Below are 16,746 nucleotides of genomic sequence, written 5' to 3'. Positions count from 1 at the left end.
CTACAGACAATTCAGATATTTAAGCCTTAGCTAAAAGCTAGGGCTTCTTATTTCTTATTTTTAAAATTAGCTCGATTTAAATGATCGAAATTGACTGAAATGACTATCGGGTGTTTATCCTGAAAGATTATATAAACATTTGAATTAATTAAAATAAATAAATTTAAATTTTAGATCATATGTTCTCTTACAATTATTTTTTTGCAGCACTGACCGAATTCTTCTATGCTACTCGGATTAGAGCGAGGTCAAACTATGATTTCATGGTTTTTTATTGGTTTAGTGGCAACCATTCTTTTAACACCAGGCCCAACCAATACCTTATTGGCATCTTCAGGCATTCAGGTCGGATTTAAAAAAACATTTCGTTTAATTCCTGCGGAAGCCTTTGGTTATCTGATTGCCATTAGCTTATGGGGCATTCTGATCGGAAAAATTTCCGTTCATCTTCCGCTTTTACCGACCATTCTCAAACTTTTTAGTGCTGGCTATATTCTATTTCTCGCTGTGAAATTATGGCGGACTGCAGAAATAAGCGAAAATCTTGAAAATGTCTCGATTCGCGCACGAGAATTATTTTTGGCAACCTTGCTTAATCCTAAAGCACTTTTATTTGCCTCAGCGATCTTTCCTGTCATTGTCTGGAAAAGCGGCCAACATTATGTGACTCATATGCTGGTTTTCTTGCTTCTGTTGATCCCGATTGCATTCTTCTGGACTTTTCTGGGTTCAATCCTGGCCAGAAAAAACAGTCGCTGGCTCAATCAGAAAAACCTGCAGAAAACGGCTTCGCTGGTATTAATGAGCTTTTCCATTCCTTTAAGCTATTCTGCACTTTTAAGTTTATAAGCTGATCTCAATCAGCAATTTTTTGGCAACTTTAGCTCTAAGCCTTTCACTTATTTTCATTAGTGTCAATTTCAGTTAAAGTACGTCGCAATAACTTGTTCTTAAGATTTTTGGATTATATCAATGGCAATTAAGTCTGATCGTTGGATTCGCGAAATGAGCCAAAAACACGGCATGATTGAACCGTATGCAGAAAACCAGGTACGTTTGGATGAAAATGGTCAAAAGCTGATTTCGTATGGCGTATCCAGCTATGGTTATGACGTGCGTTGTGCACGTGAATTTAAAGTATTCACCAATGTGCATTCTGCAATTGTCGATCCGAAGAACTTTGATGAACGCAGCTTTATTGATATCGAGTCGGATGTCTGTATCATTCCGCCTAACTCGTTTGCTTTGGCGCGTACCATCGAATATTTCCGCATTCCACGTAATGTCTTGACCGTGTGCTTGGGCAAGTCTACTTATGCGCGTTGTGGCATCATTGTTAACGTGACTCCGCTTGAGCCAGAGTGGGAAGGACACGTCACTTTAGAGTTTTCAAATACTACCAATCTTCCTGCGCGTATTTATGCAGGTGAAGGTGTAGCGCAGATGCTGTTTTTTGAATCTGATGAAGTCTGTGAAACCTCATATAAAGATCGTGGTGGTAAATATCAAGGTCAGACAGGCGTTACTTTGCCGAAGACCTAATTGTTTTAAAATATTGAATGACGGGACTTTATGTCCCGTTTATTTTTTTGAGATTTTCATTCATCGGAAACTGCTATTTTTCGCCTAATTGGCTTTGGCATCTGTATCAAAAATCAGCATAATGGATTCCGCATAACCATAAAAAAGATGCGATGCATTATAAAAAATCAAAGATTGGCGGCTGGGAAGCTGAAGTATAAGGTGCGGAGCATCGAATAAAAAGGAAAGAGTGAGATGGCTCAGATAAAAGATATATTTAAATTTCGCAAAAGTTATTTGGCGATGACAATCGGTTTCAGCCTGTTGCCTTCTGCACATGCGATGCAGGAATTATCAGATTCTTCTCTTTCTGACACCACCGGTGAGGGTGTTGCGCTGGTACTTGATGATTTTAAAATGGTGTTTCAAGGTCCTAAAGATCTTTCTGCTAGTTCTAGTTATGCCAGAGGCATTGAAAACCCCGGACAAGCAGATACAGGCTTTATTCGTATTATCCCGACGGGTGAGAATTACAACCAACTTGGGCAGCGTGTATACGACAAAGTTTATAAATCTACATATGATAATGCTTTTCATGTTGAAAGAACGCAGAATTATGCAACTGAGTATCAGCAAGCCTATGATACGTTAAAAACTGATTTTTATAATAATAACTATAATACGATTAAGAATACTCATGATACACAAACAAACCGGGACGCATTTAAGCAAGAATTAGTCGATTATTATTATAATACAGACTTTATGAAAGCCTATTATGACCAACGTCGTGATGATTATTATAATGGAGCCGGTAAACCCGCTTTAATTCAATATAGTCTAGTCGATGATGGCACAACAATGTTTGATCACTCACCGGGGAATCTAATTGGTTTAGATAATAAGGCCAAAACAAATACATTGGAAATGATTGACCTTCTTTATGGTAAGGATGCGACGAAATCAATTCCTTCAACTGAATGGAGTACGACTGTTGATAGACAAAATATTATTGGAGCGATTGTAGATGCAAGAATTCTTGCACTAATTAAAGCAGACTACGATAAAAAATTGGAAGCTGCTTTAGCCGGAATAATGAAGGATGCAGATAGTGCTGCTATGGCTGAAATCATTGCTAGAGCAGATCAGGCTGCTAAAACTGAAGCTGCTAAAAGCTCTGTGAGCACTTTAAGAACTAAAGCCGATGTATTTATTTATGGTCTGGCATTATCGAAAAGCGATGGTTCTTTAAGCACACGCTACAGTAATCAGGGTTTTAGCTGGGGATCAGCAGATAATCCTTGGTTATTCCGGGCAGGAACTGAAAACGTCAAACAGTTTAAGGACGCTGCTAAAGATGTAGGCTATATTGCTTTGGAAGCCCCATTAAGTCCAATTGCAGGGGTCGAAAATGATAATAATATCAAGCTAGGCTTCTGGAGTGATATTTTTGCACGTGAGCTTAACTCCTCTAATCTTGTAGATCCTATAACAGGTGGGCCAATATCAGGACTTGATACGGATTACCGATTAAGAACCCAATTTGTTGCCAATGGTCTGAGTTTTAATGGCTCGCAAGTTCGGTTATTTCAAACCTTAGAATCTGATAATAAGAATTACAGCCAAACATTAGGTATGGCGAGTATTGTTCGTCTGAATACCAATGATCGACCAGAAAATCTAAGCAGTAGCGATAGTAATCTTAACAGTAAAGGTATTCGTCTCAGTACCGCAGCAAAAACAGATGCACTTGATGGTAATGTCCCGACCCCGGCCTTGAATGGAAGTGATGCTCCTATATTTCATGATTCTGAGGGTTTATATCTCTATAGTCCAAATATTAATTTGGTGCTTGGTAATATGTACCAGCCTTTCGTTGTCGGTTCAGAAGGCAATAATATTATTTTAGAAGTGACACGTATTCCCAATATTCCTGCTATTTATAATCAAATTTATCAAAATTATGGGGACGGACTGGGTACAACAGATTTAAAGGGTTCGACCTGTAATGTCTATAGTTGTGGTACACCGATTAAAAATAATGTGTCAGATACCACCGCACTTTATCAAGGGCGTAATGCGACTCACAGTAGCATCTCAATAGGGACTACAGAGCGTATCTCAGGGACAAATATGCTGCGCGCCAAGGATGGGGTGAATTCAACAGGAATCGTATTCAAAAATACTGATGGTGTAAGTAAGAATTTTGGATCTGCTGTCATTGATGGGGTCCTGATTCAGCATCTGAAAATTAGAACAACTGGTCTATAAGGAAGTATAAGAATGTCCAAATTAGTAACACTCTGTGCATTATTATGTACCTCTATGACCAGTTTTGCCGGATTGGAAGCCCTTGATCAGCAAGCATTAACCAATACCGTGGGGCAAGGCGGGGCAGATCTTAACTGGACTTTATCTTTAAACCATATTTATGCGACAGATTTAAGTAAAGATAAAATTTCTCGGCTTGATGGAAGTGGCAACCCGCTCGAAGTATTTTATGTTCTAGATCCCACCGCTTGTGGAGCAACAAAACAATTTTGCCGTCTGGCAATAGCGCCGAATAACCATGTCGATGCCAATGGAAATAAAAAGTGGTTAGTCTTTAAAGGCATTCAAGGCACGATTCAGATTGATAAGTTTTCAATTGATGGTACAACCATCATTAATCATCGTAATGAACCACAAACGGCGATGCAAATTACCTTTTATGATCACCAGCCTTTAAAGATCCGTAATTTAGGCTTTAATACAGTTTCCATTGAAACGGGTACAGGTGCTGGCGCCTTGGAAGGTTATGCCAATACAGGTGTTTATAGTACGTATACAGGGCGTACCTATAATGCCGATGGAACTTATACAACCGCGCCCCAAGATGTTCCTTCGTTTGATCAAGGTGCTGAAAAAGGATTTATGGGGTTGAACATTCATGGAAATCTGCATATGTCTGGCAATTTGAAAATATTTGGTTATAACTGTACAGGTGGGGCACAAAGTCGTTGTTAGTAACAACGTCAAGTACAGCATAAGGATATAAAAATGAAAAAAACAACAATAAAGTTGAAATTGCTAACGGTATGCATGTGTCTTATACAACAAGGTTATGCACTTGAAACTATTGAAGAGCAGGAATTGAGTGAAGTCACTGGACAAGATGGTATGGTGATTACTCATGAAATCTCTAAAGCCAGTATTGCTCAAGCCAATTGGTATGATCCAAATCCAACTGCCAATACTAAAATGGGCTTAGGTCTACATAATGTTGAGATTATTGGAAAAGATAATAAACCAATCATTAGTCAACTTGAAATAGATGTAGGTGCCACTTCACAAGGGGCAGGACTTCGGCTAGCTGCAAGTGTTTCACCCTTTCAAGCCACTGCAGATTTAAAATTGGTAAAGATCGCGTGTACGACCAATCCATGTAGTCAATCTGCGAATAGTATTCGGACTGCGGGTACTCAATCTAATCAAAGTTTGGGGGCATTAGGGATTAGTACCTCTACACCTCTTAGTGTGCTATTACAAACCAGTGCAGGTCTATTTAATAAAGATTCAATTGCCAGTATCGATTTTCAACTTAAAAATGCCACGATTAGTCATAAATTAGGTGAAAATAGTCTGATTTTGAATGACTTTAACTTTAACTTCGCGGGTCAAGGATATATGTACATTGACCCGGATGAAGGCGTGGTACTGACCACACGAAATGGCAGTCAAGATCATTATGTGGATCTAAAGCGTGCTGAAGATATGACCGATATCACGGCTGACCGGTTTAATCCGACCAATCCAGGGGTTAATATTGACTTGCGTTATAACACGCCAAATAATGAACGTAAAAATATTATGCGTTTAGGGGCTTCGGGTGCAGTCACTAACGCAAGATTATCGATGAGTGCCGATCAAACCCAGATAGGTACTTTTGATGTTAGTAACAAGGTGAATGGTGTACTAGAACGTCAGGACAAAGCTGCTACAGGTTACAGTGGCCTGGTCGGAGAAGGTGGGTTAAATCTAGGCTTGTCTGCAGATTTTACAGGTGCTAATAGTACCGGGCTTCCAGCAACTATGGCACCTACAACACTTGAGATTGGTCATACCGGTAAGGGAAGCCATGCGGTGCAATTTTCCAAGCTCAGACCATTGACTACACGTACTGCTGCCGGTGCCTTACATGGTAAAAATGCTTATATCGACTTTGGAAATATATATATAAATACCATTACTGCAAAAAGTCTCGATTTCATAATCAATGAAAATATGCAAAAGACTTTAGGTAGTAGTAGCATTGTACTTAAACAGACACTCAGTACCACCACGAATGGAGAAGATTTTGCTTATATCGCCGTACGTGGAATGGATTTTCAGTCTATTGCTGCGAAAGCACGTTTTATATCAGATAACTCTTTGGCGGAAATTGGTGGCGATGGTGGTTCATGGGGAATCGGTATTCCTATTTATAATTTAAATGCCAATGTTGCGTTGTCTGGAACGACTTATGGAACAGACAATAAGCAAGCAATTGCTTATAACATTATGGCATCTACAGAAGGCTATGGAATTGACAAGAAAACCGGTTTGCCAAGCACAACCTCGATTATATTGATTGATGGTAAAAATGGCGATCATGGTGAGGCAGTTAACTATTATGCCGGTTTTAGGAATATCGATGCTTTGATCAAGTCGGAAGGGATTATTAGTTATAAAGATGAAGGGATCTATATTCGTGCCGATGATTTACTGATTGCTGCCAAAGCAGAACTTGCGATTGGTCAATTACCTGGCTCTAAATATAATTGTACCAATGCATTAGTCACTAAATGTGGGGGGTATGTCCCGCATGATAATTTTTCTAACCATGATGATGTTTTAACCAATATCGCTTTTAAATTAGATGGAAGTGGTGAGCTTCTGATTATCCCTGGTGTAGATCCAACTAGCACTTCACCAGATACTAACTTTTTGTCATTTGATGCAAACTTTAAATTTAGGCCTTTAAGTACTGAAGAAAGTGCAGATAATAAAAATTTAGGCAGCTATTTTAGTATCGCCAATGAAGATATTGATTCAACCGGGGTATTAAAAACTTCGTCAATTAATTTTAACCGGATGGAAGGTCATTTAGGTGTCAAAGCAAAAGTTCGTGTCAGTGCAGATACAGTGACTTTGGATAATCAGGTCAAACTCAATTATGAAAATAATATTGCAACACCATTTAAGACCAATTTTGCCATGGCGACCAATGGCAATATGCAAAACATGGCAAGTATTGCACTGACGGGTGGAACCATACGTAGCACGATGGGAATCACACCACGTTAATAAGAATATAAGGACGTTAAAATGAAAAAAATATTTTTGAATAGTCTGGCTTTGGCAATGTGTGTGATTACACAGCAAAGTTTTGCAATGACAGCTTTAGATGATGACGCTTTATCTGCAGTTGATGCGCAAGCATTATTAAATCTAGAAAATGCTTATGATTCATCTCAAGGGATTAACTTTCATAAGCTGAGCGTTGAGGCTTTGATGGAGTTGAACGTTAATATTAAAACTTTACAACTCGGTTGTGGTGGAAGTAACGGTGGAACAGGCTGTGATATTGATATTTCCAACTTAGCATTAAGTGGATTGAATCCCAGCTTTGATGCTGAAGGGAATCCTGTCTTTTCCGGTGATCGGGCTAATACTAGTGCCAGTATAAATAATCCTTTTATTGAATTTGCGATTAAAAATGGCGGAAGTGCCTCTACCCGAGAAGTAGTGGGTTTTCGCTTAGGTGCAGATAAAATTGTCGGGCTTTTGACCATGGGAACTGATAACGTTGAGAATCCGAATGATGGTCTCAAAAGTTTTAGTGGCTATATGAAAATGGCGCAGACTACGGGCGAGTCTGTAACAAAGGCCGGAACTTTCGGTAATGCAAGTGATCAAAAAATTCAAGGGAATTTAAAGGCCTTGGGGCAAACACGTGAATTTATTAGTAAGCCTGGTGCTGAGGGCCATACTGGAATTACTGTGCCTTCCATGCGGGTGGACTTTACCATGCCTGAGACTATTGTAACCGGACAACGACTAAAGTCGGCAACTGTGACGAATATTCGTTCCAGTATTACCTCGATTCCTTTGGCAGCGCCTATATCTGGCGCAACTTTGCCAAACGATGTAATTGGTACACCAAATTTCTCAAATGATAAACTATACGTGGAGTTCGACCCATTAATTGACTTTCTTAATTTGGGAACTCATTCTTTCTTTCAAATGGGGGCCGGTTCAAGTCTGGATAATCTGAATATGGACATTACCTTTGTTCAGGCTTTGAACATGATTCATAATATTCCTTTAAATGGTACAGGCGGCTATTTATCTTTACAAAGTCAAAATGTACATTGGCAAGGAGCAGATGCAGCTGATATTGCCAAACCAGGTTGGTGGATGTCTTTTAAAGATCCGATCCAACTAGGGGTATTAAAAACCACAGATGAAGTGGATATTTCATTTGTATTACCTCAAGTTGCCACAGCTATTTCAGAATTCCTGTTACGTCCTGAAAATTTGATTAATGTAAATGTAGGTGAAGCTGTAGGTTCGCTTGCAAATGTGCCAGTCGTACGTAAATTAAATATTGATGTCGGTCAATTTACTAACTACAATGGTGGAACTCCCGCAACCTTAACCTTAATGGATAAGTTGCTACAAAACCAGAATGTGACTTCAAACTGCTTTGGTGGGCATAAGTTCTGCTAGTTTATAGCCATAAAAAATCCCGCATTACGCAGGATTTTTTATAAGAAAGCAAAATTATTTAGCAATTTTTGCCAATAATTCTTCTTTCGAGATATTTACAGATTCAGCATCACGACGGCCTTTATATTCAAACGTACCTGCATCTAAGCCTTTTTCGCCAATTACAATACGGTGTGGAATACCTGTCAGCTCAAGATCAGAGAATTTCACGCCCGGACGTTCGTTACGGTCATCAAGTAATACGTCAAAACCTGCAGCTTGTAATTCAGCATAGAGTGCTTCCGCAGCTTCCATAGTTCGTGGAGATTTGTGTGCATTCATCGGCACAATGGCAACTTCAAACGGTGCAATGGCAATTGGCCAGATAATGCCTTTCTCATCAAAGTTCTGCTCGATTGCAGAAGCTACTACACGCGTTACACCAATACCATAACAACCCATGGTTACAGTGAATGGTTTGCCATCTTCCCCCAAAACTTTACAACCCAACGCTTCAGAGTATTTTTGACCTAACTGGAAGATATGACCCACTTCGATACCACGTTTGATTTGAAGCGTACCTTTACCATCTGGAGATGGATCGCCTTCAACCACGTTACGTAGGTCATAAACTTCAGTGAACTGCGCATCACGTTCCCAGTTTACACCTGTTGCGTGTTGATCTGCTGCATTTGCACCTGCAACAAAGTCAGACAATACAGATGCTGCAAGATCAACAATAACGCTTACACCTTTTTCGACCAGACCTTGAGGACCGACAAAGCCAGCAGTTAAGCCAAGGGCTTGCAGTTGTTCTTCAGTAGCAAATGTTAAAGGTGCAGCAATTAAAGGATGTTTTTCAGCTTTAATTTCATTCAGTTCGTGATCGCCACGAAGGAATAAAGCAACCACAGGTGCATCTTGACCTTCTTCAGTCGCAACACCTTGAACCAATAAGGCTTTTACTGAATGAGCAGGGTTCGTACCCAAGAATGCTGATACATCTGCAATGGTTTTTTGATTTGGTGTATCTACCAGTTTGAGTTCTTGTGTAGGTGCCGCACGTTCACCGACAAGTACTGCTTCTGCCATTTCAATATTGGCTGCATAGTCAGATTCAGTCGAAAATGCGATATCATCTTCACCGCTTGAAGCCAGTACGTGGAATTCGTGAGAACCTGAACCACCGATTGAACCGGTATCTGCTTGTACTGGACGGAAATCTAAACCAAGACGGGTGAAGATTTTGCAGTAGGCTGCATACATGTCGTCGTAGGTTTGTTGCAGTGATTCCTGGTTGGCATGGAAAGAGTAGGCATCTTTCATAATGAATTCACGTGAACGCATTACGCCAAAACGTGGACGAATTTCGTCACGGAATTTGGTTTGTACCTGGTAGAAGTTTGCAGGCAATTGCTTGTAGCTTTTTAATTCGTTACGTGCAAGGTCAGTGATCACTTCTTCATGCGTCGGACCGAGAACAAATGGGTTGCCATGGCGGTCGTTGAAGCGTAAAAGCTCAGGACCGTATTGTACATAACGACCTGATTCTTCCCACAAAGACGCAGGTTGAGTCACCGGCATATAGACTTGAAGTGAACCGACTTTGTCCATTTCTTCGCGAACGATCGCTTCAACTTTATTTAATACGCGAACGCCCATCGGCAACCAGGTGTATAGACCTGAAGCCAACTTACGAATCATACCGGCACGAAGCATCAGCTGATGGGAAATAACCTCAGCATCGTTCGGGGTTTCTCTTAACGTTGCAAATAAAAAGCGACTCGCGCGCATGGAAACTGTCCTAAAAAATTAAGCGTTAAAGCAGGGATTATACAATAAAAAATGAGGTGAGCATTTGGGAATGTCACCTCATTGTGTTGCATTAAATTATGCCATGATTTTACGTGCCTGACGCAGCATAAAGTTCTTAAAGTCATCCAGGTAAGTAAAGATCACCGGTACCACCACCAGTGTCAGCAGGGTAGAGGTAATTACCCCACCAATCACCGCATGCGCCATCGGTGCACTTTGTTCGCCACCTTCACCTAACCCTAGGGAAAGTGGCACCATGCCCATGACCATCGCGCTGGTAGTCATCAGAATAGGACGCAAACGGGTTTTACCAGCGGCAATAATCGCATCATAACGGTCTTCACCGCGGTCCATGGCCTTCTTGATGAAGTCGATCAGCAGAATCGCATTCTTGGTCACCAGTCCCATCAACATGATAATGCCGATAATCGAGAACAGGTTCATGGTCGAATTAAACAGGAACAAGGCCAGAAACACACCAATGAGCGACAATGGCAGTGAAGCCATAATTGCGGCAGGATGGATAAAGCTGTTGAACTGCGAACCGAGCACGATATAGATAAAGACAATCGACAGGGTAATCGCGGTCAAGGCATAGCCTGCGGATTCTGCCATGTCGGCATTGGAGCCTTGAGTGTCGAAACTATAACCCGGTGGCATATCGAAATTTTCTTGCAAGCGGCTGATATCCGTCCCGATGTCGCCTGCAGGACGTCCTGAAGTATTGGCCTCGACCAGAACTTCACGTGCCAGATCACGTCGATTAATCTGCGAGGCGCCCAGTTTTTCTTCAAATTTGGCGACACTCGAAAGCGGAACCAGAACTGGTTGATTATTGGCATCGGTTTTATTCGAGGTGATATACATATTCTGTAAATCGCTAGGCAAGCTGCGCTGGTCTTCGGTCAGGCGCAGATTCACATCATAGGTTTCACCTTTTTCATCCTGCCAGGTCGTGACATCATCACCGGCAATCAGCGGACGCACTACATTGGCAATCTGATTGACCGATAAACCTAAATCACTGGCCAAGACGCGATTGATCTGTACATCAAGAGTCGGCTTGGGTTCTTTTAATGAAGTTTCCAGATCGACAATGCCATTAATCTTCGCCATTTCCGTCATAAAGCGATCGGAAATTTTTTGCAGTTCATCCAGATCCGGACCTTTAATCGAAATCATGATCGGCTTCTGGCCACCTGAAACGGTTTCATCGGCGGATGCCACCGAGGTAATGCTGATTCCTGCAACCGATTGTAGACGCTGGCGGAATTCATTATTCAGGTCATTCAGGGTCTTTTCACGTTCGGTACGCGGCGTTACAGTCACCCGTAAACTGACATGGTTTTTACCGCGGTCAGTTGCGCCATTAATCACCCCATAAGTGGCTTTGACATCCGGATGTTGACGAATAATCTGATCCACCTGCTGCAGTTTGGCTTGTGAATATTCAAGCGATGAATCGACCGGTGTTTCAAACTTGATCCGGATTTCGCCTTTATCGGGAACCGGTACAAATTCGGTGCCGATCAGTTTGGATAAACCCAGAGCACCAAATAATGAAGCCACAGCAATCATTAAGGTAATTAATCTGAAGCGCAATGCCAGTTTTAATAATTTTTCATAGACATGGCTTAAGTTATCCAGCTTGCCGGAGATCCAGCTAAAGAAACGTTTCACCCGACCTGGTTTTTTGTTTGGATCTTTTTTCTTTTCTGCCCAGTGTGCAGAGAGCATAGGATCCAGGGTAAAGCTGACAAACATCGAGATCAGAACGGCCATACTTACCGTGACCCCGAACTGGTAGAAGAAACGGCCAATAATTCCGCCCATAAAGGCCACAGGCAGGAATACGGCAACAATGGTCAGTGTCGTGGCCAGCACGGCTAAGCCAATTTCTTTTGTGCCATCGAGCGCGGCAGTTACATGGTCTTTGCCCATATCGGCATGCCGGACAATATTTTCACGCACCACAATTGCATCATCGATCAACAGACCAATACTCAAGGACAGCGCCAGTAAAGTCATCATATTGATGCTAAAGCCAAAGGCCCAGATAAAGGTCAGCGTGCCCAAGAGAGCAATTGGTAGGGTTAAACCGGTGATTACTGTGGAGCGGAAAGAACCCAGGAACAGTAGGACAATCAGCACAGCCAGTACCGCACCTTCAATAATGGTACGGGCTACATCACCAATGGTGCCGCGGATACTTTTGGAGGAGTCCACCACCACTTGTAAAGTGGTACCTTGTGGAAGCTGCGCCTCAATACTTTCTAAAGCTGCATAGCTCTTGTCGACTACTTCAATGACGTTTGCATCTGAACTGCGCAAAATATCAATCGCTACTGCGGTTTTACCATTCAAAAAGGCAGCCGATTCCAGCTCTGCCTGACTGTCTTGAATATTGGCCACTTGTCTGAGGAAAATCGGTACGCCGTTTTTATTGGCAATAACCAGATCACCGAAGGCGAGGGGATGCAGTACTTTGGAATTGATTTCAATGACCAGTTCCGAATTACCCGATTTAAGCGTCCCCCCCGGAACTTCAATATTCTCGGCCTTTAAGGTGTTAATCACACTGTCCACACCAATGCCAAAGGCTTGTAGTTTTTGTGGTTCCACCTGAATCCGGATCTGGCGCTGCGCATCACCCAGCAGGTTGACCGTTCCGACGCCCGGGACTGTACGCAATTGTGGCACAATTCGCTGATCCAGATAGGAACTGAGCGCTTTCACATCCATATTGTCGGATTCAAATACGATCGACATTACCGCATTCGCCGTCGGGTCATAACGTTCGACAATCGGCTCCTGAATCTCATCACGAAATTCAGCAGTTACAGAAGCGATTTTATCCCGCACGTCCTGAGCTGCTGTGGTAGATGTCACATCCAGATTAAATTCAGTGGTGATGATGGACAGGCCTTCACTGGACTGGGAAATGACCTGTTTTAAACCGGAAATGGTATTGATCTGATCTTCAAGTTTTTTGGTAATTTCCGATTCAACCGTTTCCGGAGAAGCACCCGGATAGTTGGTATAAATCACCACAAAAGGGAAATCGACATCAGGGAATTCTTCAACGCCCATCCGCTGCCATGAAGCCAGTCCCAGTACCATCAAACAGAACATCATCATGATGGTGAAAACCGGATACTTCACACTAATTCGGGTAAACCACATGTCAATGATCCTGTATGAATGGTTTTAGTTGGCGCGAAGGGTGACAGTTTTTTGCAGATCGGCTTCGCTAAACTTAACCCGGCTGACCTGATCGCTGCTCTCCAGTCCTTGAACCACGGCAATGTTGTCGCTATAACGCTGTTCTAGTACCTGAACATTGACTTTGATAATTTTATTCTGGCGTATTATCCAGACATAAGGTTTATTCTGAATGTCTTGAATAGTATCTAATGGAATCAGCTGGCCAGAAATCTGTTGTGAACTCAGAATGTTGCCTTCAACGAAGGAGCCGATACTTAGCGAAGGAATGGTTTCATTCGGCGTGGCAAAGAATTCGATCTGGCGACTGGTCTGATCTGCAATGGGGGAAATCCGGCTAATTACGGCAGTGAGCCGATTTGGATTACCTTGAATGTTGTATTCGACCTGACTGCCCAGTCTTAAACCTGATTGCAGATCACTAGGTACGCGTGCTTGAATTTCCAGCCGTTTCGGATCGACAATTTCAAACAGGGTTTGTCCAATGGCAACGGTTTGACCCGGTTCAACCTGACGTTGCGTAATCACGCCACTGATCGGACTGGTCATGGTGCCATCACGATCGGCTTTCTGGGCAATATCGACATTGGCTTGCTGGGCGCGGACATTTTCAAGCTGGGCCTGATAATCGACCTGACTTTGTTCATATTCTACTTTTGAAATAAACCCCTGATCGAGCAGACGCTTTTTACGCTGCATCATGTTGTGCGCCTGATTGGCTTGCGCTTGAGTTGAGGCCAGATTCGCACGCGCCTGTGCCAGACGAGCTGCATTGTCCTGATTATTCAGGCGTACCAGCACTTGTCCCTTGGCAACTGTTTGACCTACCTGTGCGTTTACGCTGGTGGCAGTAGCAGAGACCTGTGACTGTATGCTGCTTTGATTGACTGCACGAATGGTGCCGGTGAATGCGGTTTTTTGAACTGAATTGCCAGATTGAACTGCAACTAGATCTTGAGGAATGACTTCAATGGATTTGGCTGTTTCGGTTTGCTGTACGGGTTCATTTTTATCACAAGCCACTAAAAACATATTTAAGCAAAGTGCACTCATGATCAGGATAGAGCGCGGGGAAGGCATATTTAAATCATGAGAATGCGGTGCAGTTTGCATATGAGTCCTTTTAGCTGGCTATGGATCAAAACCACGGCTAGCTATTTGTATTTATTCAAGTGCTTTTAAACGGGCGATAATTTTGTCGTATTCTGCTTCCAGATTTCGATAGCGACTTTGTAAAGATTGAATATTTTCTTTCTGGGAAGCGAGATTTTTCTGGTTATTGTCTAATGTTGTTTTCAGGTGTGCCGGTGGGGTTTTACCTTTACGTAAATATTCACGTTCCTGACGCACAAACATGACCCGATCTTTTTGCAGTTGCTTCATTTGTTCTTGCTGAAAATCAATCTGTTTTTTTAACTGAACCAGGCTGTCATTCTTTTTCTGTAAAGCGGTCTGGCTATTGTTATAAGCACGCTTGAGTTTATGATCTTCGGCAATTCGCTGCGCCTGTTGGGCACGTTGTGGCGCTTGCCTGATATCCGCTTCGGCATTATAAGGACGGGCACGCTTAATCACCTGCATATTCTGGTCAAGTGCTTCATAGCCATAACGGATATGATTTGGCGTGACATTAGTACTGATATTGGCCACACCCTTGCTGTCATAATAACGATACCAAGTGGCTTTTTGCGGGAGTTGGTTACTACTCGCACACGTTAAGCTCACCTGTAACAGTAGCAGCACAACAACAATGAATTGACCAGTCATTTTATTTTTATCAATGACAGCAAGTTTTCTTAAAAACTGACTCATCATTGGCTCCCCGAATTTAAAGTTGACTAAATTACTTATTTTAAAGTAATAATCTTGTTATATTAGACTTAAATTTATCAATAAAAAACTACCGTTAGTCAAAAAAAAACCAATAACGATAAGAAAATGTGAAGCTGTTATTAAAAATAAATGATTTTGTCTACTTGTGTAGAAAATGTTCATTGATAATACAAGTGACTTTATGTTAAAAATGTTTATCGATCGTAATAAAATAATCCTATGAGCCTTATGGCATATAGTTTCTAAAATGGGAAGGGTTAAACAAATGGACGATAAATTCCAAAATCTAAAAATTATGGTTATTGATGACTCAAAGACCATTCGTCGTACTGCGGAAACTCTTCTTCAACGCGAAGGTTATGAGGTCATTACTGCAGTAGACGGTTTTGAGGCTTTGTCAAAAATTGCCGAAGCAAATCCAGATATCGTTTTTGTAGATATTATGATGCCGCGCCTGGATGGTTACCAAACCTGCGCCTTAATCAAAAACTCTCAGAATTACCAGAATATTCCTGTGATTATGCTATCAAGTAAAGATGGCTTATTTGATCAGGCCAAAGGTCGTGTCGTGGGTTCAGATGAATACCTGACCAAACCTTTTAGTAAAGATGAATTGCTAAATGCAATCCGTAACCATATTAGTGCTTAATATTTGATTTTTTTGGGGAATTGGCATGGCACGTATCCTAATTGTGGATGACTCACCGACAGAAACTTTTCGCTTTAGAGAGATTCTTTCTAAACACGGCTTTGAGGTGATTGAAGCAGCCAATGGCGCAGATGGCGTCACCATGGCACAGGCAGAATTGCCGGACCTAGTCCTGATGGATGTGGTTATGCCGGGCGTGAATGGTTTTCAGGCGACCCGCCAGATTGCACGTGGTGCAACGACCAAACATATTCCAATCGTGATTGTGAGTACTAAGGATCAGGCCACTGACCGTGTATGGGGCAAGCGTCAAGGCGCAGCGGATTATCTAACAAAACCAGTCGATGAAAAACAATTAATAGATGTAATTAAGCAGCACCTCAATGCAGGATAAGCTCTATGGCAGCAAATGGATTTATCGAATTGCTTCGCATTGCGAAACGGGGGAATAAAAACTACGTTTCCAATGGCAATGAAGTTAACCGATGGTCGGGCATTGCTTTTGAGATGATGGGGCAATATTTTGTTGCCCCGCTGGGGGAAGTATCAGAAGTGATTTATCCCCCAGAATATACGCCGGTACCCAAGACGCAAGCATGGGTGTTGGGTCTGGCGAATATCCGGGGAAGACTGTTATCGGTTTCTGATCTGACGCAGTACGTATCAGGGCAAAGCAGTCAATTTTCACCGACTCAAAAAGTATTATGTATCAACCATAATGACCAGTATGTGGGTTTGGTCGTAGATCAAGTTTTGGGTATACAACATTTCAATAAGAAAAGTTTCTTTTCGAAGAAATCTGAATTGGATAAAAACTTACAAGAATATTGTCAGGGGTTTTTCCATCAGCACAACCAGCAGTGGCATGTGTTTTTATTCAGTCGTCTGTTGCAAAATCCAAAATTTATGAACGCATCTATAAAATTTATAAATTAAATGTCGCGCTCGAAACTAAGCAAGGCGTCAACCGGGGAGAG

General features: G+C 41.9%; 13 protein-coding genes. 9 read left to right on the top strand and 4 right to left on the bottom strand.

Annotated features, from left to right (window positions below; all coding sequences use genetic code 11):
• The first annotated feature begins 255 nt into the window (after positions 1–255).
• The 6 genes from FTT86_RS02585 (at position 256) to FTT86_RS02560 (ending at position 8,271) form a co-directional block, all read left to right on the top strand.
• Positions 256–849 carry a LysE family translocator gene (locus FTT86_RS02585; RefSeq protein WP_004732019.1) on the top strand — a complete coding sequence of 198 codons (594 nt, stop codon included), beginning with the start codon at positions 256–258 and terminating at the stop codon, positions 847–849.
• Between the two features lie 123 nt (positions 850–972).
• Positions 973–1,542: a dCTP deaminase gene (gene dcd / locus FTT86_RS02580; protein ID WP_180086359.1), complete on the top strand. Its 570-nt coding sequence runs from the start codon at positions 973–975 to the stop codon at positions 1,540–1,542.
• Positions 1,543–1,776: 234 nt separating this feature from the next.
• Positions 1,777–3,792, top strand: a complete 2,016-nt coding sequence (locus tag FTT86_RS02575; protein ID WP_180180488.1) for a hypothetical protein — start codon at positions 1,777–1,779, stop codon at positions 3,790–3,792.
• Positions 3,793–3,804: 12 nt separating this feature from the next.
• Positions 3,805–4,527, top strand: coding sequence for a hypothetical protein (locus FTT86_RS02570; RefSeq protein WP_180180487.1), 723 nt, complete (start codon positions 3,805–3,807; stop codon positions 4,525–4,527).
• A 33-nt stretch (positions 4,528–4,560) separates the two neighbouring features.
• Positions 4,561–6,846 (top strand): hypothetical protein, encoded by a 2,286-nt coding sequence (locus FTT86_RS02565; protein WP_180180486.1) that lies wholly within the window; start codon positions 4,561–4,563, stop codon positions 6,844–6,846.
• 21 nt (positions 6,847–6,867) lie between these two features.
• Positions 6,868–8,271 carry a hypothetical protein gene (locus FTT86_RS02560; protein ID WP_004645847.1) on the top strand — a complete coding sequence of 468 codons (1,404 nt, stop codon included), beginning with the start codon at positions 6,868–6,870 and terminating at the stop codon, positions 8,269–8,271.
• Positions 8,272–8,325: 54 nt separating this feature from the next.
• Here the strand turns inward: FTT86_RS02560 and FTT86_RS02555 are convergent, their stop codons facing one another.
• From FTT86_RS02555 to FTT86_RS02540, 4 genes are all read right to left on the bottom strand, one after another.
• Complete coding sequence (locus tag FTT86_RS02555; protein WP_180180485.1) at positions 8,326–10,044, bottom strand: proline--tRNA ligase; 1,719 nt, start codon at positions 10,042–10,044, stop codon at positions 8,326–8,328.
• Between the two features lie 96 nt (positions 10,045–10,140).
• Positions 10,141–13,248, bottom strand: a complete 3,108-nt coding sequence (locus FTT86_RS02550; protein WP_180180484.1) for an efflux RND transporter permease subunit — start codon at positions 13,246–13,248, stop codon at positions 10,141–10,143.
• 24 nt (positions 13,249–13,272) lie between these two features.
• Positions 13,273–14,400 carry an efflux RND transporter periplasmic adaptor subunit gene (locus tag FTT86_RS02545; RefSeq protein WP_180180483.1) on the bottom strand — a complete coding sequence of 376 codons (1,128 nt, stop codon included), beginning with the start codon at positions 14,398–14,400 and terminating at the stop codon, positions 13,273–13,275.
• Positions 14,401–14,451: 51 nt separating this feature from the next.
• Positions 14,452–15,099 carry a hypothetical protein gene (locus tag FTT86_RS02540; RefSeq protein WP_005104054.1) on the bottom strand — a complete coding sequence of 216 codons (648 nt, stop codon included), beginning with the start codon at positions 15,097–15,099 and terminating at the stop codon, positions 14,452–14,454.
• Positions 15,100–15,385: 286 nt separating this feature from the next.
• Here FTT86_RS02540 and pilG point away from each other — a divergent pair, with 286 nt between their 5' ends.
• Genes pilG through FTT86_RS02525 form a run of 3 tightly spaced genes read left to right on the top strand, consistent with a single transcriptional unit; the run spans position 15,386 to position 16,705 of the window.
• Positions 15,386–15,769, top strand: a complete 384-nt coding sequence (gene pilG / locus FTT86_RS02535) for a twitching motility response regulator PilG (protein ID WP_004280711.1) — start codon at positions 15,386–15,388, stop codon at positions 15,767–15,769.
• A 25-nt stretch (positions 15,770–15,794) separates the two neighbouring features.
• Positions 15,795–16,163 carry a response regulator gene (locus FTT86_RS02530; RefSeq protein WP_004280710.1) on the top strand — a complete coding sequence of 123 codons (369 nt, stop codon included), beginning with the start codon at positions 15,795–15,797 and terminating at the stop codon, positions 16,161–16,163.
• 5 nt (positions 16,164–16,168) lie between these two features.
• Entirely contained in the window at positions 16,169–16,705 is a 537-nt protein-coding gene (locus tag FTT86_RS02525; protein ID WP_004280709.1) for a chemotaxis protein CheW, read from the top strand.
• Positions 16,706–16,746 lie beyond the last annotated feature (41 nt).

It is taken from the genome of Acinetobacter sp. YH01021 (genome assembly GCF_013420255.1).
In the GTDB taxonomy this organism is placed as follows: Bacteria; Pseudomonadota; Gammaproteobacteria; order Pseudomonadales; family Moraxellaceae; genus Acinetobacter.
The sequence above is the reverse complement of the archived record's forward strand: the minus strand, read 5'-3'. Positions and strand labels throughout refer to the sequence as shown.